This is a genomic window from Sorangium sp. So ce363 (assembly GCF_051520435.1).
Classification (GTDB): Bacteria; Myxococcota_A; Polyangia; order Polyangiales; family Polyangiaceae; genus Sorangium; species Sorangium cellulosum_B.
In genome coordinates this window covers 6181669-6201047 of sequence record NZ_CP150333.1, presented here as the reverse complement: position 1 = coordinate 6201047, position 19379 = coordinate 6181669, and the positions used below count along the sequence as shown (strand labels likewise).

General features: G+C 72.6%; 13 protein-coding genes and 1 pseudogene. 8 read left to right on the top strand and 6 right to left on the bottom strand.

Annotated elements, in window-relative coordinates; translation table 11 throughout:
- Positions 1-40: 40 nt before the first annotated feature.
- Entirely contained in the window at positions 41-1342 is a 1302-nt protein-coding gene (locus WMF12_RS23190) for a ferritin-like domain-containing protein (RefSeq protein WP_437873676.1), read from the bottom strand.
- A gap of 329 nt (positions 1343-1671) precedes the next feature.
- Between WMF12_RS23190 and WMF12_RS23185 the strand changes: the two genes are divergently transcribed.
- The 4 genes from WMF12_RS23185 to WMF12_RS23170 all read left to right on the top strand — a co-directional run bounded on the left by WMF12_RS23185 (position 1672) and on the right by WMF12_RS23170 (position 5467).
- A complete protein-coding gene (locus tag WMF12_RS23185; RefSeq protein ID WP_437873675.1) occupies positions 1672-2769 on the top strand; it encodes a Nif3-like dinuclear metal center hexameric protein in 1098 nt (365 codons plus the stop codon).
- 132 nt (positions 2770-2901) lie between these two features.
- Positions 2902-3273, top strand: a complete 372-nt coding sequence (locus WMF12_RS23180; RefSeq protein ID WP_437873674.1) for a hypothetical protein — start codon at positions 2902-2904, stop codon at positions 3271-3273.
- The gene (locus tag WMF12_RS23175) at positions 3273-3743 is read left to right on the top strand and encodes a hypothetical protein (protein WP_437873673.1); all 471 of its coding nucleotides are present in this window, start codon (positions 3273-3275) and stop codon (positions 3741-3743) included. Before WMF12_RS23180 ends, WMF12_RS23175 begins: the two co-directional genes overlap by 1 nt.
- A 254-nt stretch (positions 3744-3997) precedes the next feature.
- Entirely contained in the window at positions 3998-5467 is a 1470-nt protein-coding gene (locus WMF12_RS23170; protein WP_437873672.1) for an MATE family efflux transporter, read from the top strand.
- A 7-nt stretch (positions 5468-5474) separates the two neighbouring features.
- Here WMF12_RS23170 and nudC read toward each other — a convergent pair whose 3' ends face one another.
- The 3 genes and pseudogenes from nudC to WMF12_RS23155 form a co-directional block, all read right to left on the bottom strand.
- Positions 5475-6311 carry an NAD(+) diphosphatase gene (gene nudC / locus WMF12_RS23165; RefSeq protein ID WP_437873671.1) on the bottom strand — a complete coding sequence of 279 codons (837 nt, stop codon included), beginning with the start codon at positions 6309-6311 and terminating at the stop codon, positions 5475-5477.
- 174 nt (positions 6312-6485) lie between these two features.
- Positions 6486-6656 (bottom strand): annotated as a pseudogene (locus WMF12_RS23160) (hypothetical protein); the annotation flags it as partial.
- Between the two features lie 43 nt (positions 6657-6699).
- Positions 6700-9363 (bottom strand): ATP-binding protein, encoded by a 2664-nt coding sequence (locus tag WMF12_RS23155; RefSeq protein ID WP_437873670.1) that lies wholly within the window; start codon positions 9361-9363, stop codon positions 6700-6702.
- Between the two features lie 123 nt (positions 9364-9486).
- On the opposite strand from WMF12_RS23155, the gene WMF12_RS23150 reads away from it, so the two are divergent.
- From WMF12_RS23150 to WMF12_RS23140, 3 genes are all read left to right on the top strand, one after another.
- Positions 9487-9996 carry a hypothetical protein gene (locus WMF12_RS23150; RefSeq protein ID WP_437873669.1) on the top strand — a complete coding sequence of 170 codons (510 nt, stop codon included), beginning with the start codon at positions 9487-9489 and terminating at the stop codon, positions 9994-9996.
- Positions 9997-10353: 357 nt separating this feature from the next.
- Positions 10354-12642 carry a protein kinase domain-containing protein gene (locus tag WMF12_RS23145; RefSeq protein ID WP_437873668.1) on the top strand — a complete coding sequence of 763 codons (2289 nt, stop codon included), beginning with the start codon at positions 10354-10356 and terminating at the stop codon, positions 12640-12642.
- A 64-nt stretch (positions 12643-12706) separates the two neighbouring features.
- The gene (locus WMF12_RS23140) at positions 12707-13030 is read left to right on the top strand and encodes a hypothetical protein (protein ID WP_012236999.1); all 324 of its coding nucleotides are present in this window, start codon (positions 12707-12709) and stop codon (positions 13028-13030) included.
- Between the two features lie 16 nt (positions 13031-13046).
- Here the strand turns inward: WMF12_RS23140 and WMF12_RS23135 are convergent, their stop codons facing one another.
- Together WMF12_RS23135 and WMF12_RS23130 are read right to left on the bottom strand one after the other, a co-directional pair.
- The gene (locus WMF12_RS23135; protein ID WP_044968969.1) at positions 13047-13373 is read right to left on the bottom strand and encodes a rhodanese-like domain-containing protein; all 327 of its coding nucleotides are present in this window, start codon (positions 13371-13373) and stop codon (positions 13047-13049) included.
- Positions 13374-13454: 81 nt separating this feature from the next.
- The gene (locus WMF12_RS23130; RefSeq protein WP_437873667.1) at positions 13455-16322 is read right to left on the bottom strand and encodes a PAS domain S-box protein; all 2868 of its coding nucleotides are present in this window, start codon (positions 16320-16322) and stop codon (positions 13455-13457) included.
- A gap of 382 nt (positions 16323-16704) precedes the next feature.
- Between WMF12_RS23130 and WMF12_RS23125 the strand changes: the two genes are divergently transcribed.
- Complete coding sequence (locus WMF12_RS23125; RefSeq protein WP_437873666.1) at positions 16705-19284, top strand: DEAD/DEAH box helicase; 2580 nt, start codon at positions 16705-16707, stop codon at positions 19282-19284.
- Positions 19285-19379: the final 95 nt, after the last annotated feature.

Genomic DNA, 19379 nt, shown 5'->3' with positions numbered 1-19379 from the left:
CCATCTTCCACCTTCCGGTACACGTCGGATCGCGTCCTCGCTAGGACCACGCGCCCAGCAGCGCGCGCATCGCAGGCGCGATGACCTCCGCGACCGCGCGGCGGTGGGAGGCGGCCAGCGCCGCGCCGTCAGGGCGCCCGTGCGCGGCGAGGGCGCCGGCCTCGGCGTCCGGCGCCGTGGCGGCCGGAGGAGGCGAGGCGAGGGCCGCCTCGAAGGCCTCGCAGACCGCCCGGCGCACCGGCTCGCCGCCCGTCTGGAGCGCCCAGGCCACGAAGCGCCACGCGAGCTCGGCGTGCCGGGCCTCGTCCTCGGCGATCGTGGCAAGGGCGCTCCGGACCGCGGCGTCGGTGGCGCGCGAGCGCTGCTCGCTGGCTTGCACGGCGGCGAGCGTCTCGCCGACGCAGCCCTCGCGGACGGCGCGCGCCGCGAGCTCGGGCAGGCCCGAGGCGACCTCGACCCGCCCGCCGAACGCGAACGGCGCCGGCGCGAGCGCCGCGCCGGCGTACGCGCTCGCCAGGCCGAAGCAGAGCGCCGCGTGGCGCACCTCGTCGCCCGCGGCCTCGTGCGCGGCCGCGAGCATGTCCGGGGGGGCCCCGACCGCCATCAGCTCCAGCGCGAACCGCGCGAAGGAGGCGACCGACGCGTGCTCGAGCAAGGCGTCGCGGAGCCATGCCTCGGCCAGCGCGGCGCGGGTCGACTGCGTCAGCGCCGCCACGTCCGGGTGCGCCGCGGCGCCCCACGCGCTCGCCGCTCGCCGCTCTGCCCGCGCGGTGCGCGCGCGCTCGCCCACGAGGAACGGGCGGCCTGTGCCGCCGCAGGTCGCGACGAACTCGTAGCAGCACTCGCTGCCTCGGAGGACGCCTTCACCGAGGCTTGTGTACCAGCACCCCGCGGGCGCACCGGGCGGCGAGCCCGGGACGGAGGAGCTGTAGGGGTCGAAGGTTGGGCACGTGCCCGCGGGTGAGCCGCCGATGCCGCCCTCGCCGGCAGTCCCCCCTTCGCCGGCAGCTCCCCCGACACCGCCCTGTCCTCCCTGTCCCGAGGGCCCCAGGGCGACACAGACCGTTCCTTCCTCGGTCCACTGGACGCCGCCTGCCTGGATTGATGTGACGGCATCGCCGCCTGGCCCGCCATTCCCGCCCATCCCTCCGCGCGCCCCCGAGCTCTCGTCGCCCGACGCGGGGCCACCGCCTCCGCCCGACGCGCGCTCCAGGGTGACGTCGCCGCCGCAGGCGGCGCCTCCAACTGCCACGTTGAGCGTCGCGGTGGCGAGGATCGCGCGTGTCAGCTGGTGAGCGAGCGCGATCCGGAATTGAGCCGGAGAAGAGGGGATACTGGCCATGGTGCCAGAGAACAGCAGCATCCATACCAGCGCAGGATCCGCGGGCGCAGCCTTTCAACGCGGGGATGACCGGCACAGCATGGCACAGCCCTGGTCTGCATCGATTGCGCCGCTGCCGCGGCGAGCCCTCGCGGGCGGCGTGACCCGCGCGCGCGTCGACGTCGCGCTGCGCTGCGCTGCGCCCGCCTGGCGTCGAGCCGGCCGCCCAGGTCCCGGCGCGACGCGGCGCCTCCGGCTGCGCTCGGCGCCGCCGTCGCGCGGAGCTCGGCTCCGCGGTCGCCGCGTCGCCGCTGCGCCGAACCGCGGTCGCCGCTGGTATAGAGGCGCTCATGACCCTCCTCCGAGACGTCCTTTCAGCGCTCGAGTCGATCGCGCCGCTCCGGTTCGCGGAGCCCTGGGACAACGTCGGCTTGCTCGCGGGCGACCCGGCGCGGCCCTCGTCGGCGGCGCTCCTCGCCATCGATTACACCCCTGAGGTCGCCCGGGAGGCGCGCGATCTCGGCTGCGATCTCGTCGTCGCCTACCATCCGCCCCTCTTCGAGGCCGTGAAGCGCGTGGTGGCGCCGAGCCCCCTCTTCGCCGCGATCCGCGACGGCATCGCGCTGTACTCGCCGCACACCGCGCTCGACGTCGCCGAGGGCGGCACCAACGACGTCCTCGCCGACGCGCTCGGGATCTCGCCGGACCGCGCGCCGCTCAGGAGGGCGCCCTCCAAGGCGTGGCAGCACAAGCTGGTCGTCTTCGTCCCGGAGGATCACGCCGACGCGGTAGCCGACGCCCTCGCCGAGGCGGGCGCGGGCCGGATCGGCCGGTATTCGCGCTGCAGCTTCCGCACGCTGGGGACGGGCACGTTCTTCGGGGAGGAGGGCGCGAACCCCACGGTCGGCGAGAAGGGCCGGCTCGAGCGCGTCGCCGAGGTGCGGCTGGAGATGGTCTTCCCCCGCGACCGGACCGCCGCGGTCGTGCAGACGATGCGCGCCGCGCACCCGTACGAGGAGGTGGCGTTCGATCTCGTCGAGCTCGCCGCCGAGCCGCTCAGGGCCGGCATCGGGCGGATCGGACCGCTCGCCGGCGCCGCGCCGGTCTCCGAGCTGCTGGGCCGCGTCAAGGAGGGCCTGGGGGTCGACGCCTTGCTCGTGGCCGGCCCCGAGCAGCGCGCCGTCTCCCGCGCGGCCACGTGCGCCGGCGCGGGCGGCGCGCTCCTCGACGACGCCATCGCGCAGGGGGCGGAGCTCTACCTGACCGGCGAGCTGCGCCACCACGACGCGCTCCGCGCGGCGAGCGCGGGCGTCACCGTGGTGTGCGCGCTGCACTCGAACAGCGAGCGCGCCGCGCTGACGCGCCTCGCCGAGCGCCTCCGCGCCGCGGTGCCGTCGCTGCGCGTCGAGCTCAGCGCGCAAGACCGGGATCCGTTCTCGATCCGCTGACGACGCGGCGCTGCGCCCGGAGGGGGCGGGGCGCGGAACACGCCAGGGCTCGGCGGCGCGCCAGGCTCATCGAGGTCCCCTGGCTCGGTCGGGACCGACCGAGGACGGCAGTGAAGTGCTACGATGCCTTGCATGCGGACCGCGAACGAAGCACTCCCTCCGCCAATCCCCCCTGCAGAGCACATTCGCAAGCTGGTGGAGGCCAACCGGGTCGAGGAGGCGCGCCGTTATGTCCAGGAGTTGCTCGCCCAGGGGGACACGAGCGTGGAAGGCTGGGCGAAGGTCCTCCGTCCGCCCCGGATCGTTGCCTCACCCGACCGTGCCCGCAGTGACTTTGCGGCAGACTACGCCTGGCTGCGAGAAAACCGGCAGGCCTACCTCGAACGCTGGGTGGCGCTCCACGATGGCAAGCTGCTCGACACCGACGTCACGCTGCGCGCGCTGGTCGAGCGGCTGACGGAGCGTGGGCAGATCGAAGGTGCGTTCGTGGTGCAGGTCGACTGATGGCCAAAGGCACGATGCGTCTCGAAGGGGTCGCGCAGCCGTGGGCCGACTCGTCAGCGCGGTATCGGGTCGCGACCGAGCACGAAGGGACGCTGCTGACAGTCGCTGTTCGCTGCCGGATCGCCGGTCTTCCGTTCGAGAGCCAGGCGCTCCTCGACACGGGCGCCGCGTGGTCGATCATCGGAGGCGACCTCGCCGACATGCTGCAAGCGCAGCTTGGCGGCACGGGACAGACGATGATCCTGTCGACGCGACTTGGTCGCATCCGCGGCGCTCTTCACGATCTCGACGTCCTGCTCGTCGCCGAGCGCGGCGAGAGCCTCACGGTGTCGGGCAGCATCCTTATCGCCCCGGGATGGATAGGACCGGTCGTGCTTGGCTACCGTGGGTTCCTCGAGCGCCTCCGCTTCGCGCTCGATCCGGGCTGTGGCCCGGACGACGCGTGGTTCTTCTTCGCGAGCGCAGGTTGAACGGTCGCAAAGGGAGAGGAGAGCTTCCCGCCCGAGGCGGGATGTGGTCGCGGAGGAAGCGTGGCGGGTCGCCGGGCGACTCGGCCCGGTGGTTGACTGCCGATCGGCGTCGATGGCGCCGCCGCCGCGCGCGCCAGGAGAGTAGCCCCTCCCATCTGTAGTAGCCCCTCCCATCTGTAGTAGCCCCTCCCATCTGTAAAGGTGTGCAACGCCGCTGGACGAAGCGACCCGCAGCGATCAGCTTGCCGGCCCTCATGCGCGACCACGGCACGCCACCCGCCCCCGACCTGCGCGCGGACGCTCTTGCACCCTCGCCGCCCTCGCCCGGCTCGCGCCGCGGCGCGGGCGTCTGGTCCACGCTCCGCGACGCGGTCCGCGGCGGCGAGCACGACTTCACCACCGGATCCATCGACCGGGCGATCGCCCTGCTCGCGATCCCGATGGTCATGGAGATGCTCATGGAGTCGCTCTTCGTCGTGGTCGACGTCTTCTGGGTCTCGCGGCTCGGGGCCGACGCCGTCGCCGCCGTCGGGCTCACGGAGTCGCTCCTCGCGCTCGTCTACGCCATTGCGATGGGCCTCGCGGTCGCCGCGTCCGCGACGGTCGCGCGGCGGGTCGGCGAGGGGCGCCACGAGGAGGCGGCCGCCATGGCGGGGCAGGCGATCGTGCTCGGCCTGCTCATCTCGCTGCCCATCTCGGCGGTCGGCGCGCTGCTCGCCCCGCGGCTGCTCGCGGCGATGGGGGCGACGCCCGGGGTGATCGCGATCGGCGCGCCGTTCGCCTCGATCATGCTGCTCGGCAACGCGACGATCCTGATGCTGTTCGTCATCAACGCGATCTTCCGCGGGGCGGGCGACGCGGCGCTGTCGATGCGGGTGCTCTGGCTCTCGAACGCGCTGAACATGGCGCTCGGCCCGTGCCTCATCTTCGGCCTCGGCCCGTTCCCGGAGCTCGGCGTGGCCGGCGCGGCGGTCGGGACGACCCTTGGCCGCGGGACCGGCGTCGCGCTGCAGGTCTTCTTCCTCACGCGCGGCAGCGGCCGGGTGAGGGTGCGCGCGCGGCACCTCGTCCCCGACCCGGGGGCGCTCGCGGCGCTGCTCCGGCTCTTCGCGAACGGCGCGCTGCAAAACGTCATCGGCATGGCGAGCTGGAGCGGCCTGGTGCGCATCATCGCGCCCTTCGGGAGCGCGGCGCTCGCCGGTTACACGATCGGGATGCGCGTCATCGTGTTCGCGATCCTGCCGGCGCTCGGGCTCTCGAACGCCGCCGCGACCCTGGTCGGGCAGAACCTTGGCGCGGGGCGCCCCGACCGGGCCGAGGCCGCCGTGTACCGCGCGGGCATCTGGACCACCGTCATGCTCGGCGCGGTAGGCGTCGTCTTCGCGGTGGGCGCCCGCGCCATCGTCGGCGCGTTCACGGACGACGCCGAGGTGCTCCGGTTCGGCACGCAGACGCTGCGGATCCTCTCGTGCGGGTTCCTGTTCTACGGCTTCGGCCTGGTGTTCACGCAGGCGTTCAACGGCGCCGGCGACACCTGGACGCCCACGCTGCTGAACTTCGCCTGCTTCTGGCTCTGGGAGATCCCGCTCGCCTGGGGCCTCTCGGGCGCCGCGGGGCTCGGCCCGGCGGGCGTGTTCGTCGCGATCGCGGTGGCGTTCTCGACGTTTGCCGTCGCGGGCGGGCTCGTGTTCCGCCGCGGCGCGTGGAAGCTGCGGCGCGTCTGAGGCGCCGCTACCGCGCCGGCCTCGCGAGCCAGGCCTCGATGAGCTTCCGGGCGATGCTGAGCGGCGGCGGCAAGAGCGGCAGCGCGTCGCGGTGGAACCAGCGCGCGTCCTCGAGCTCGCGCGTGTCGACGCGGAGCTCGCCGCCGGCGTAGCGCGCGGTGAAGCCGACCATGATCTGGTGGGGGAAGGGCCACGGCTGGCTGCCGAAATAGACGATGTCGGCGACGTCGACGCCCGTCTCCTCGTGGACCTCGCGCGCGACGCACGTCTCCAGCGTCTCGCCCGGCTCGACGAACCCGGCGACGAGGCCGTACATGCCCGCAGGGAACCGCGCCTGGCGCGTCATCAGGACGCGCGGGCCGTCCTCGACGAGCACGATCGTCGCCGGCGTGATCCGGGGGAAGTAGTTGCTCGCGCAGCGGACGCAGCGCTTCACGCGCTCGTCCTGCCCGGTCTCGAGCGCAGTGCCGCATGCAGCGCAGTACTGGTGCGCCCTGTCCCAGTGCTGCACCTGGTATGCCGTGCCCGCGATCTCGAACAGCTCCGGATCGATGCGCCCGTGGAGGCGCCGCAGCGAGACGTAGGCGTACCCCGCCGGCGCCGGCGCGCCCTGCGCGAGCTCGGCGGAGCGGCAGGCGCGCCCGTCCAGCTCGCCGAGCGGCTGCGCGCGCGTGACGGAGACGCCGAGATCGGCGAGATCGGCCGCGATCGGGAGGTCGAAGCGATCGCCGCCGTCGCTGGGCGCGCGGACGAGGAGGTCGTCGCCGTGGAACGCGAACCACGCGATCTCGGCAGGGGCCGAGCTCGGACGGCCGAGCCCGGCGCGGAAGCGGGAGGACGGCATGGCGTTACCTGGGGCAGAGCCGCGTGGGCTCCCCGTCGAGGCGTCGCTCAGGTGCGCCGATCGGCTGCATGCGGGGGAGCCTAGCGCCTCGATGGAGGGAGGGATACCGCGACGTCGCGCGAGCGTAGCGACTCGCTCCCAACGTGAGCGCAGAGCGCCCTCGCGACGAGAGACTCAGCGAAGCGGAGGCCCATGGCCTCGGGCCGAATGCCACACCGCCATGATCGTCACGGTCCGGGTCGTGTCGTTGACGACGTAATACACGTGGTAGCTCGTTCGTGGCAGCAGGACGCGGCGCATGCCGTCGATATCGCTCTCCTCGTACGATATGCCTGCGTCAGGGAACGCGCTGAGACGAGCTGTGGCGGCGGTGAGCTCGTCTCGGAACTCACGCGGGGCCGGCGAGCGTCGCGGCCCAGGCGAGCGCCACGAACGCGACCTCGACGTCGTTCTTCTTGGGGACGAGGCGCTTCGTCTCGATGCCCTCGCCGGCGCGGAGGGGGAGCTGCTCCAGCGCCGCGAGCTCGGCGGCCTGCGCGGCGTGGAGGTCGCGGAGCGCGGCGTCCGCCTCGGTCCACTCCTGCCGCGCGCGCTCGAGCTTCGCGGCGGCCTTGTCGCGCTGGGTCCCGGCGCGCCGGGCGGTGTCCCGGCCGGCGACGAGCCCGAGGAGCGCGGCGCCCACCGCGCCGGGGAGCGCGGCCACCTCGGCCTCGGCCTGGCCGTACCGCGCCTTCGCGGCGGCGATGCGCTCGCCGAGGCGCGCGATCTTGGGCGCGAACCGGCCGACGACCTGCTGCTCCTCGGCGGCGGCGAGCCGGGCCGCGGCGGCGCGGCAGCGGGCGGCGAACGCCTCGAGGGGCTCGCCGTCGTCCTGCGCGAGCCCGAGCTCCTTGTGGACGGCCACGGCGGCCTCGGTCGTGCGGTAGGCGTGCTCCCGGAGAGCGCGCGCAGCGGCCTGCGCGGTGGCGCGCTTCGCGAGCGGGGCGGGCAGCTCGGCGAAGCGGGCGCCCGCGGCGGGCGATGTGGCGAGCAGCGAAGCGTCGAGCCGGGAGACGCGCGAGAGATCCGGCTTGCCGTCGGGTAGGAGCGGGGCGGCGAGGAGCTGGCTCCGGTTGAGGGCGACGCCGAGCTTCGTGTCGCGCAGGTGGGCGATCACGGAGGCAGCAACCCAGGGGATGTAACGGAAGCCCTCCGGCGCGGCGGCGGGGGCGTGCGCGTAGAGGCTCCGCCATCCATCGGGCGCTGGCGGGGGCGCCGTCGCTGCCGGGGGCGGCGGTGCCGGCGCGCGGGCGCCGGCGTCCGCACGAGCAGCCGCGCTGCGCCGCGCGGGCTGCGGGGCGGCGGGCGTGTGGCGCGGGTCGAGGACGACCGTCCCGCCCGGGCCCACGGGCGCGCGCTGGGCGGGGCTCGCTGGATCGGGCGAAGCGCGCCTCGGATCGGGAGATGCACGCCTGGGATCGAGAGAATCGGCTCTTGAATCTGGATGTACATACCTTGAATCGAGAGAATCGGCTCTGGGATCTGGATGTACAGACCTGGAATCGAGAGAATCGGCTCTGAGATCTGGATGTGCAGACCTTGAATCGAGAGAAGCGCGTGTCGGATCGGGCGCGGGCGGGGGAGGGGAGATGCTCCGGACGAGGCGGCCGATCTCGCGCCGGGTGACCGGGCCACGCAGCCACGACAGGCTGAACCGCGTCTCGGCGAGGAACGACGGCGGCTGCATGTGGACGTCGCGCACGAAGAACGTGCGTGGGGGGAGCGCCTTCAGCGTGGCCGAGAGGGCCGCGGCCTCGACGCCGCCGGCGCCGCCGTCCGCGCCCGAGAGCCCCTCGACGACGCGCTCGCGGTCGGCGTCGGTCTGGAGCCGGCCCACGAACCACGCGCCGGCGTTCGAGAGCGCCTTGTAGTCGAGGTCCATCGGGTTCTGCGTGGCGAGGACGACGCCGACCCCGAAGGCGCGCGCCTGCTTCAGCAGCGCGAGCAGCGGCCGCTTCGTGGGCGGGTTCGCCGGGTGCGGGGGCAAGAAGCCGAAGACCTCGTCGAAGACCACGAGGGCGCGCAGGTCGCTCGTGCCCGAGAGGCCGCGCACCCACGAGAGCAGCTGATCGAACAGCAGCCCGAGGACGAGGAGCCGCTCGTCGTCGTCGAGGTGCGCGACGCTGACGATCACCGCCGGGGTCTTGGCGCCGCCGCTGCCGCTGCCAACCTGCGGCGCGAGCCACGACGCGACGTCGAGCGGCGCGCCCTTGCGCCAGGTGGCGAACGTGGGCGAGGCGAGCAGGGTGTTGAGCTCGCGGGCGAGCGCCTGGCGCTCCTTGGGGGCGAAGAACTCGTCGACGCCGAGGGCGCCCACGGCGGCGATCGGCGGATCGGCCAGGTCCGCGAGCAGCTCCTCGAGCCCCGCGGCCCGCCGCGCGCGCAGCCGCCGCTCGGCGAGGTGCGCGAGCAGCACGTGCTCGCGGCTCCGGGCCGGATCCGGGTCGCGGCCGACGAGCCGGAGCAGGAGCGACAGCGAGGCCGAGAGCGCCTCGCGGGCGGCCTCCTCGTCCTCGTCCCAGAGCGGGGAGGGGGTCTCGAGCGCCGACAGCACGTGGACCGGCTCGCCCGCCGTGGTGCCCGGCGTCAGCAGGCGCGGGGCCATGCGGGCGCGGAGCGCGGCGACGTCGCCCGACCCGAGCCCCGATGAGGCGAGGCCGTCGCGCCAGCGCGCCGCGAGCCCCTCGGCGACGTCGGCCGTGGAGCGGCCGTCGCGCGCGGCCGCCGAGGGGTCGATCCACGGCTCGAACTCGGCCGCGGAGAGCTCCGGGAACGTGAAGAGCAGGTTGGGCAGGTCGCCCTTCACGTCGACCATGAGCACCGGGACGCCCGAGCGCAGCGCCTCCTCGACGAGGACCATGACGAGCCCGGTCTTGCCGCTGCCGGTCATGCCGACGACCACGCCGTGGGTCACGAGGTGGTGCGCCGGGAGCTCGAACGGGCGCGCGCCGGCGGCGCCGGGATCGCCCGAGAGCGGGCGGGAGCGGCCCAGGGTGAAGGGGCGGGTCGGCATGAGGGCGGGCTCGTGCCATGGCGAGAGGGCTGTCGCAATGCTGCTGGGGGCGGGGGGCGCGCGGTGACGCTTGGCGAGCGTGCAGGGCAGGGGGTCTCCGGATCCATGAGGCACACGTGTCTGATGAGCCGCTCGCTGGCGGAGCTCGAGGACGCGGTACGCGCGCTCCTCGCCTGGTCGGAGGCATCCGGCGTCCCCATGCTGGTCATCGGCGGGGTCGCGGTGTCGATCCTGAGTAAGCCGCGCACGACGAGAGACGTGGATGTCGTCGCGTGGCTTCCGAACCAAAGCGAGTGGCCCCTCTTCCTGGCCGATGGGGAGCGGCATGGAATCGTTCCCCGCATCCCAGATGCGCTGGGGTTCGCCCTCAACTCCCGCGTCCTTCTGCTTCGACACGATCGATCCGGTGTTCCCATCGACCTCTCGATGGGGGCCTTGCCGTTCGAGGAGAACGCGGTTCATCGCGCAGTCCCGACGGATCTAGGCGGTTTGCGCGTTCCGCTTCCAGTGCCCGAGGATCTCCTCGTCATGAAGGCCATAGCCCATCGCTCGCGCGACATGGTGGACATCGAATCCATCCTGAGCGTGCATGCCGATGTTGACGAGAAGAAGACTCGTCCTCGCAAGCGATGATGTGTGGCGGGAACTCGATGTAGGGGTGTCCCGGAGTCCGCCGTGGCACGGGTGACGGTGCGCCCGCTCCAGCTCGACCACCCGCGCCGGCGCGCGGAGCGACGGTTGTTGGTCGCGGCAGGGCTGCTCCCAGGGCCGCGGTAGCTGTCAGGGGCGAGCGCGGGGGGCGTGAGGACGTCTGGGCCTCGCGAGCCGCGCGTGGCCGATGGCGCCCACCATGGGAGTGATGGAAGGTGCGCGGCCCGCCTACGGCGACCCTCGCGACCGCGTTCCGCTGCCCCCGCATCCGGTCGCCCCCACCCCCGACGCCCCGCATCTTCGCGTCAAAAAAAGCGGGAGCGCGGCTATAGTGTGCCCATGGAGGTCGGGCCATCGGAACCGGATGCCCCCGCGTCAACGGCGGGCATCCCAGCGATAGGCGAGGTCTTCGCGCAGAAATACCGCCTCGAGCGCAGCCTCGGCCGGGGCGCCATGGGCGTCATCTTCGCCGCCGAGCATGTCTCGCTGCGCCAGCGCGTGGCCGTCAAGTTCCTCCTTCCCCGCGCGATGACGCTGCCCGGCGCGAGCGCCCGCTTCCTGCGCGAGGCGCGCGCCGCGGCGGCGATCCGCAGCGAGCACGTCGCCCGCGTCATCGACGTCGGCACGGGCGATCTCGGCGTCCCCTACCTCGTCATGGAGTACCTGCGCGGCCGCGATCTCCAGCGGGAGATCGAGGCGCGCGGCCCCTTGCCCGTGTCCGAGGCGGTCGATTACGTGATCCAGGGCTGCGAGGCCATCGCGGAGGCGCACGCGCGCGGCATCGTCCACCGGGACCTCAAGCCGGGGAACCTCTTCCTCACGACCGGCGCGACCGGCGCGCCCATCGTCAAGGTGCTCGATTTCGGCCTCTCCAAGTCGGCCGCCGCCGAGGACGACGGCAAGCTCACGGCGTCGGAGATGATGCTCGGCTCCCCCTGCTACATGTCGCCCGAGCAGGTGCGGTGCTCGAAAGACGTCGACGCGCGCACCGACATCTGGTCGCTCGGCGTCATCCTCTACCAGCTCCTGACGGCGCGGTTTCCCTTCGAGGTGTCCAGGATCTCGGCGCTCTTCGTCGCCATCGCCACGCAGGCGCCCACGCCGCCGCGGGTGCACCGGATGGATCTGCCAGCCCGGCTCGAGGACATCATCCTGCGCTGCCTCGAGAAAGAGCCGGAGCTGCGCGTCCAGACCGTGGCGGATCTGGCGCGAGAGATCGCGCCGTTCGGCTCGGAGCACTCCGCCCGCGCCCTGGCGCAGATCGAGGCGATCGCCCGGGGCAAGGCCTTTCCGTCGTCTCGGCCCCTCGGGCCCTCGGGCGACGGCGTCGCGAGCACGCTCCCCGCCGCGGCCAACGACGGCCCGGGCGCGTCGTCGACCCTGCCTGACGCCGACAAGGGGGCGGGAGCCGGGGCAGGTCCCTGCTCGACGGCGCTCTCGCCCGGCGGCGACCACGTGACCACCCTGCCCAGCCAGGGCGCCGCGGCGGCGACCTCGGCCAGCGCCGACGCCGCCCCGTCCAGCGAGCGTCGCACGCTCCCGCTCGTGGCCGTCGCGGAGCGGCCCACGCTGGCGCTGGCGCGGAGCAGCGGCCCCACGACCCCGGCGCAGGACAGCAGGCCCACGCTGAAGATGGTGCGGAACGACCGGTCTTCGCACGGGGGGAGCTCCGAGGACGGCCCCACGCTGACGATGCCCCGGAGCGACGGCCTCGCGCTGAAGATGGCGCAAGGCAGCGGTTCCGTGCTGGCGACAGCGCAGGGCGGCGGTGCCGCGCTGAAGATGGCGCAGGACATCGGCCCCGCGCCGGCGACAGCGCAGGACAGCGGCGCCGCGCTGAAGACGGCGCAGGACAGCGGCATCGCGCTGAAGACGGCTCCCGAGGACGGCCCCACGCTGACGATGGCGCGCGAGGAGGGCCCCACGCTGACGATGGCGCGCGAGGAAGGCCCCACGCTGACGATGGCGCGCGAAGAAGGCCCCACGCTGACGATGGCGCGCGACGACTCCCCCACGCTGACGATGGCGCGCAAGCGGGGGGCGCCGCCGCATCAGCTCGGCGCGGGCAAGCGGGCGGTGCCGCTGACCCAGCCGGACGGGAAGGAGATCGCCTGGAGCCCGCGCGAAGGGACCGAACGCCGCCGCGATCGGTGGCGCTCCCGCGCGTTCCGCTGGCGCCGCAACGCGGGCGCGTGGATCGTGGCCGCCGCAACTCTCCTCGCCGCGGTAACGCTCGGCGCGGCGCGCTGGACAGCGAGCTCGAGCGCGCCGGTGGCCGCCAGGTCGCCGGCGGGCCAGGACGCGCCGATGACCCTCGCGAGCACGGCCGGCCCTGCGCCGTTCGGCACGCCCGCGCCCTCCGGCGTCGCGCCGGCCCCGGAAGCGCCCTCGCAACCCGCGGATCCGGCCGGGGCCGACTCGCCCTCCGCGGTCGACGCTGCCGCCACGACGCCCGACCCCGCAGCGGTCCCCGAACACCGCCGGCAGGGGGTCCGGCCTCCCAAGGTGCGGCGGCCCGGCACCCTCGCGCCCTCGCGCTCGAGCACCGCCTCGCCAGAGCGCGACGTGTACGGCGGAGGCGCCGAGGACGTGTACGAGGGCCTGGAGACGATCCGCGACAAGCGGTAGACCCGGCCTCGCGCTCCCCGCGCGGACGGCGTCTCCGCGCCGGCGGGCCGCAGGGACAGGCATCATGGCGAAGAAGAAGCTCTCGGCCCGCGCCGCCCGGCGCGAAGGCGATCGCACGTCGGCGAAGCTCACCCGCGACATCGAGCGGCTCGCGCTGCTCGAGCCGGGCCACACCCCCGGGCGCGCCATCCCCCTCGACGCGGCCTCGCAGGTCGAGGTGGCCGCCCGGTCGATCCCGTGCCCGCGCTGCCGCGGCGCCTTCCGCGTGGAAGACCACACGGCCGAGACGCTCGACGGCGTCCGCCTCCGCGTCGCGAAGGTCGCCTGCAGCGCGTGCGGCGCAGGCCGATCGCTCTACTTCCGGCTCGGCGCCGCCTCGCTCAACTGAGCTCGTCGATGGGGGATCAGTACCTCGGGACGCTCTCGTCGATGTGGATCGACCACGCGTCGATGCCGCCCTGGAGCGAGGCGACGCGCTCGTGGCCGAGCTTCTCGAGGAGGGCGGCGGCCGAGAGGCTCCGGACGCCGTGGTGGCAGTAGGCGACGACCAGCGCGCCCTCGCCGGGCGCGACCTCGTCGGCCCGCTCGACGAGCTCGTTCAGCGGGATCAGCGTGCTGCCCGGCAGCGCGGCGATCTCGTGCTCGCCGGGCGTGCGCACGTCGAGGAGGTACACGGGCTCGCCCGCCTTCAGCTTCAGAAAGAGGTCTTTCACGGAAATCTGTTGGACCATGGCCGTGCTCGCCATCCCGCCGTGGATGGCGCCGTAAAGGCTTCTACCTAATCCAGGGAGCTCCCCCGGAGCAACCGCCGCTCATTGGCTCGTCCGATCGGTCGGAGCCGTCGGGTTCGTCAGATTCGTCAGATTCGTCAGATTCGTCCGATCCTTGGCCAGCGCCGCGATCACCCCGACGAGCTCGGCCGGATCCAGGGGCTTGGCGACGTGCGCCTGGTACCCGGCGCCGAGCGCCCGCGCCTTGTCCTCGGCCCGCGCCAGCGCGCTGAGCGCGACGGCCGGCGTCGCCCCGCCGCGCGCCTCGCCGAGGCCCCGCACCCTGCGGATGAGCTGGAATCCGTCCTCGCCAGGCATCCCGAGGTCGCTGACGAGGACGTCGGGCCGATCCTGCGAAAGGATGGCCAGCGCCTCGGCGGCGGACCCCGCCGTCGTGACCGTCGCCTCGCACTCCTCCAGCACGCGCTGGGCGACCTCGCGCGCATCGGGCTGGTCGTCGACCACCAGCACCCGCATGCCGGCGAGCGACGCGCCCGGGTAGTCGGCCAGCGCCTCGGCGTACGCCTCGCTGGGGCGCTCCGCCGCGTCGGGCGCCTCCTGCGAGACGCCGGCGAGCGGCAGCGTCACGGTGAAGGTCGCGCCCAGATGCTCGCCCTGGCTCGCGACCTCCACGGTGCCGCCGTGCAGCTCGACCAGGTGCTTGACGATCGACAGCCCGATGCCGAGCCCGCCGTGCTTCCTCGTCGAGGACGCGTCCGCCTGCCGGAAGCGCTCGAACAGGTGGGGGAGGAACTGCGGGGCGATGCCCATCCCGGTGTCGGTCACCGACAGCGCGGCGTGCGCGCCCGCGCGCCGCAGCGCGACGTCGATCCGCCCGCCCGGGGGCGTGAACTTCACGGCGTTCGACAGGAGGTTCCAGACGACCTGGTGGATCCGCGCCGGATCCCCCCTCAGGGAGCTCGCCTCGGGGTCGATGCTCGAGGCGACCGCGATCCCCTTGGTCTCGGCCGCGAGCTGGATCGCCTCGAGCGCGCTCCGGATGACCGACGGCAGGTCGACCGGCTGCACGTCGAGCCGCAGCTTCCCCGAGACGATCCGGCTCATGTCGAGCAGCTCGGACACCATGTCGGCCTGGAGCCGCGCGTTGCGCTCGATGACCTCGAGCCCCCGCGCGAGCGTCTGCGCCTCGGGCGCCCGGCCCCGCAGGATGCGCGCCCAGCCGAGGATGGCGTTGATGGGCGAGCGCAGCTCGTGCGAGAGCGTCGCGACGAAGTCGTCCTTGACCCGGCTCACCCGCTCCGCCTCGTCGCGCGCGGCGCGCTCGCTCTCGAGCAGCTTCTGGCGCTCTTCCTCGGCCAGCCGCTCCGCGGTGACGTCCTCGGTGATCCCCATGAACGAGTCCACGGTGCCCTCGGGCCCGAGCTCGGGGATGATCCGGGCGCGGAACCGCCGCCCGCCGAGGCTGAACTCCATCCGCTGTGGTCTCGCCGTCGCGAGCGCCTCGCGGCACGCGGCCTCGCTCACCTCGATCACCTCGGTCGGGAGCCCGTTCTCGCGAGGCGTCCTGCCGATGTAATGCTCCGGCGGGAACCCCATCACCGTCCCCGAGGTGGGCGACATGAAGGTGCAGCGCAGGCCGAGGTCCAGGCGGTAGATCACGTCGGGCGAGTTCGCCATCAGCGACGCGAGCTCCCGCTCGCGCGCGCGGAGCTCGTCCTCCAGGCGCCCGCGCTCGGCGATGACCCGCTGCGCCTCGTCGAGCGCCGCAAGGAGCCGGCCCTCGCTCTCGCGCAGCGCCTCCTCCGTGCGCTTGAGCCGGCTGACGTCGAGACAGATGCCGACCCAGGCGGTGATCTCGCCTCGCTCGTCGCGGACCGGGACGCCCCGGTTGAGGACGGGGTGGACGGCGCCGTCAGGGCTGACGTAACGGAGCTCCTCCTCGAACGGCTCACCCCGTCGCACGCACTCCTCGAAGATCGCGACCTTCTGCCGGTCGTCCGGGTGCAGCGTCTCGATCCACCCGTGACCCGAGCATTGCTCCTGCTTTATCCCGGCCATCTGGAGGAACGCGTGGCTGCTGTAGATGTTCTGTCCTGTCCGGTCGCTGACCCAGAGGCCATAGTCGATGGATTCCCCGATGGCGCGGAAGACCTGCTCGCACCGCTGGACCGCCGCCTCCGTCTGCCGGAGCGCCGTCATGTCGAGCACGATCGCGAAGCCGGCCTCTTTGTACCGCTCACCGGGCAGCAGACAGCCGCTCACCAGCATCCTGAGGCGCGTGCCGTCGCGCAGCACATAGGTCCTCTCGAAGGGCGTGAACGCCCACCCGCTCGACCGCAGCTCCGCCAGGGCGCGGTCGCCGGCGGCGCGATCCTCCGGCGACATATCGGCATCCCAACGGACCAGGCCGGCCGTGACCTCTTCCCGCGTGTGGCCCACGAGCTTCAGATAGGCGTCGTTCGCCTCGACGATGCGTCCGTCATGCGTCCAGAAGGCCATCGGGGCCATGTTGCTGTAGAAGATGTTCCGCAGCTTGGCCTCGCTCTCCGCCAGCGCCTGCTCCGCGGCGAGCGCCCGCTCCTCCGCGCTCCTCGGCTCGGTGATGTCCTCGACGAACACCACCGCGCGATACGGCCTCTGCCGGACGTCACGGACGAAGACGCCGGTCACGTGGAGCCAGCGGACGCCGCCGTCCTTGCAGCGGCAGCGCATCTGGAAGGTGAGCTCCTCCTCGTCGGCTTCGAGGAGCGAGCGCCACGCGGCCAGCGAGCCCGCGCGGTCTTCCGGCAGCGCGAGATCCGACAGCTTCTTCTGGAGCAGCTCGCCCTCCGAGTAGCCCAGCAGCAGGCAAAGCGAGCTGCTGACGCGCAGGATCCTCCCGCTCGTCGCGTCGAGCCGCGCGGTCCCCCTGCTGGGCGCTCGTGTCGCCCAGGCTGGCTGTCCGGCCATTTCCCCCATCCGCCGCCCGCCCTGATCCTCCATGCACCCGCCCGCTCGGCCGTGTGTGCATGGCGTTCCCCCTGCTGTTTCGTCCGGCCACGCTATCACGATCGCGTGACGCTGCGGGCGGCATGGCGCCCCGAACGCCACCGTCCTCTCCTCGTCCGGCTTGCCTGGGCGGAGCCTGCTGCGTCCGCTCCGCCTCTTCCGTCTGCCGTGTCGGTTGCGCCAGCGCGACAGCGGTGTCGGTTGCGCCTGCCGCGCCGGTCCCGCTCCGATCGCGCGTCGCAGGCGATCCGGCCTGGACATGGAGGAGTTTGCTTGCATTCTCGCTGAAACCAGGCTTCTGCATGGTGTGCGCGCGCCCATGGGCGCGCGCCCGACAGCCACCATGGATCAAGCCGCCGCTCCGCTCCTCGCTCGCCTTCCGCCGTCGCCTCACGACTTCACGGCCGACGACCTCCTGAACGGCTTCCTCGACTACGTCGCCGAGCGGGGGCTCGAGCTCTACCCGGCGCAGGAGGAGGCCATCCTCGAGATCTTCGGCGGCAAGAACGTGATCCTCAACACGCCGACCGGCTCGGGCAAGTCGCTCGTCGCGGCCGCCATGCACTTCAAGGCGCTCGCCGAGGGGATGAAGTCGTACTACACGTGCCCGATCAAGGCGCTCGTCAGCGAGAAGTTCTTCTCGCTCTGCAACGACTTCGGCCCCGATAACGTGGGCATGTTGACGGGCGACGCGGCCGTGAACCGCGACGCGCCGATCATCTGCTGCACCGCGGAGATCCTCGCGAACATCGCGCTCCGCGAGGGCGAGAAGGCGCTCTGCGACTACGTGATCATGGACGAGTTCCACTACTACTCGGATCGCGATCGCGGCGCGGCCTGGCAGATCCCGCTGCTCACGCTGCCACAGGCGAGGTTCTTGCTCATGAGCGCCACGCTCGGAGGCACCGAGTTCTTCCAGGAGGAGCTCACGCGCCTGACGGGCGAGCAGACCGCCGTGATCAAGTCGACCGTGCGCCCGGTGCCGCTCGACTTCGAGTACCGCGAGACGCCGCTCCACGAGACCGTCGCGACGCTCGTGAAGAGCGGCAAGGCGCCGATCTACATCGTGAGCTTCACGCAGCGGGGCTGCGCCGAGGAGGCGCAGAACCTGATGAGCCAGGACTACTGCACCAAGGAGGAGAAGCGGGCGATCACCGCCGCCCTCGCGGGCGCAGGGCCGGGGTCCGCGTTCGGGGGCCCCTTCAAGTTCTCGAGCCCTTACGGCCGCGAGGTGCAGCGCTTCGTCAGGCACGGGATCGGGCTCCACCACGCGGGGCTCCTGCCGAAATACCGGCTGCTCGTCGAGAAGCTGGCCCAGCAGGGGCACCTCAAGATCATCTGCGGCACGGACACGCTCGGCGTCGGCGTCAACATCCCGATCCGCACGGTGCTGTTCACGAAGCTCTGCAAGTTCGACGGCGAGAAGACGGCCATCCTGAGCGTGCGTGATTTCCAGCAGATCAGCGGCCGGGCCGGCCGGAAGGGGTTCGACAACCAGGGGAGCGTCGTCGCCCAGGCGCCGGAGCACGTCATCGAGAACATGAGGCTCGAGGCGAAGGCGGGGAACGACCCGGCCAAGCGGCGGAAGATCGTCAGGAAGAAGCCGCCGGAGAAGGGCTATGTGCACTGGGACCGGCAGACGTTCGAGAAGCTGATCCAGTCGCCGCCCGAGCCGCTCGTGTCCCGGTTCCAGGTCACGCACGGCATGCTCGTCAACGTGCTCGGGCGCGAGGAGGGCGGCTGTCTGGCGCTGAAGCGGCTCATCCGCAGCACCCACGATCGGCCGGCGGTCCGGCGCCAGCACGGCAGGACGGCGATGCTCCTCTTCCGCTCGCTCGTGGAGGCGCGCATCATCGAGTTCGTCCCCAGGGAAGACGGGCCGGGCAAGCGCATCCGCATCAACGCGGATCTCCAGGAAGACTTCTCGCTGAACCACGCCCTCTCGCTCTACGTGCTCGAGACGGTGGGCAAGCTGGATCCCGACAGCGGCACCTATCCGCTCGATCTCTTGACGCTCGTCGAGTCGATCCTCGAGAACCCCGACCTCATCCTGCAAAAGCAGCTCGATCGGCTGAAGACCGAGAAGCTCGCGGAGCTGAAGGCGGCGGGCGTGGAGTACGAGCAGCGGATGGAGGAGCTCGAGAAGCTCGATTATCCGAGGCCGAACCGCGAGTTCATCTACGGGACCTTCAACGACTTCGCGCGGCGGCACCCCTGGGTGGGGCAGGAGAACATCCGTCCGAAGGGCGTCGCGCGCGAGATGTACGAGCAATACCTGTCGTTCGGCGAGTACATCCGGGAGTACAGCCTGGAGCGGGCGGAGGGGCTGCTCCTCAGGTACGTCTCCGAGGTGTACAAGGCGCTCGTCCAGACGGTGCCCGAGTACGCGAAGGACAGCGACACCATCGACATGATCGCCTATTTCCGGGCGCTCATCCGCGGCGTGGACTCGAGCCTGCTCGACGAGTGGGAGCGGCTGCGCGACCCGTCGTTCCAGCCGCGCGCGGCGGCCCCGGGCGGCGCCGTGGAGCAGGCCGCGTTCGACGTCACGCGGAACGTCAAGGAGTTCACGGTGCTCGTGAGGAACGAGCTCTTCTTCTTCCTGCGCGCGCTGGCCCGCCGCGACTACGAGGTCGCCGCCGAGATGGTGGAGGGGGAGGAGGCGCCCTGGACGGCGGAGCGGCTGGACGAGGCGCTCCGGGGCTATTACGCGGAGCACGCAGCGATCCGCACCGATCCGGCGGCCCGGAGCCCGAGCAACACGATCATCCACCCCGCCGAGGACGGCGGCTCCTGGGTGGTCCAGCAGATCATCGCCGATCCGGAGGACCACAACGACTGGATGCTCGACTGCAAGGTGGATATCGATCGCTCGCGCGAGGCGGGGCGGCCAGTCATCGTGCTCCGGCGCATCGCGAGCTGACCGAGAGGGAGCGGCAGCGCTGACGGGGATCGACCATCGCATGGGATGCTCCAGGGCCGAGACGGAGCAACGCGCGGAGAAGGGTAGGGTTGAAC

Excerpts from the sequence above, each read along its gene's own strand:
- WMF12_RS23155 (WP_437873670.1), bottom strand. The coding sequence starts at position 9,363 with ATGCCGACCCGCCCCTTCACCCTGGGCCGCTCCCGCCCGCTCTCGGGC.
- WMF12_RS23150 (WP_437873669.1), top strand. The coding sequence starts at position 9,487 with ATGAGCCGCTCGCTGGCGGAGCTCGAGGACGCGGTACGCGCGCTCCTC.
- WMF12_RS23185 (WP_437873675.1), top strand. The coding sequence starts at position 1,672 with ATGACCCTCCTCCGAGACGTCCTTTCAGCGCTCGAGTCGATCGCGCCG.
- WMF12_RS23140 (WP_012236999.1), top strand. The coding sequence starts at position 12,707 with ATGGCGAAGAAGAAGCTCTCGGCCCGCGCCGCCCGGCGCGAAGGCGAT.
- WMF12_RS23170 (WP_437873672.1), top strand. The coding sequence starts at position 3,998 with ATGCGCGACCACGGCACGCCACCCGCCCCCGACCTGCGCGCGGACGCT.
- WMF12_RS23145 (WP_437873668.1), top strand. The coding sequence starts at position 10,354 with ATGGAGGTCGGGCCATCGGAACCGGATGCCCCCGCGTCAACGGCGGGC.
- WMF12_RS23125 (WP_437873666.1), top strand. The coding sequence starts at position 16,705 with ATGGATCAAGCCGCCGCTCCGCTCCTCGCTCGCCTTCCGCCGTCGCCT.
- WMF12_RS23180 (WP_437873674.1), top strand. The coding sequence starts at position 2,902 with ATGCGGACCGCGAACGAAGCACTCCCTCCGCCAATCCCCCCTGCAGAG.
- WMF12_RS23135 (WP_044968969.1), bottom strand. The coding sequence starts at position 13,373 with ATGGTCCAACAGATTTCCGTGAAAGACCTCTTTCTGAAGCTGAAGGCG.
- WMF12_RS23190 (WP_437873676.1), bottom strand. The coding sequence starts at position 1,342 with ATGGCCAGTATCCCCTCTTCTCCGGCTCAATTCCGGATCGCGCTCGCT.
- WMF12_RS23175 (WP_437873673.1), top strand. The coding sequence starts at position 3,273 with ATGGCCAAAGGCACGATGCGTCTCGAAGGGGTCGCGCAGCCGTGGGCC.
- WMF12_RS23130 (WP_437873667.1), bottom strand. The coding sequence starts at position 16,322 with ATGGCCGGACAGCCAGCCTGGGCGACACGAGCGCCCAGCAGGGGGACC.
- nudC (WP_437873671.1), bottom strand. The coding sequence starts at position 6,311 with ATGCCGTCCTCCCGCTTCCGCGCCGGGCTCGGCCGTCCGAGCTCGGCC.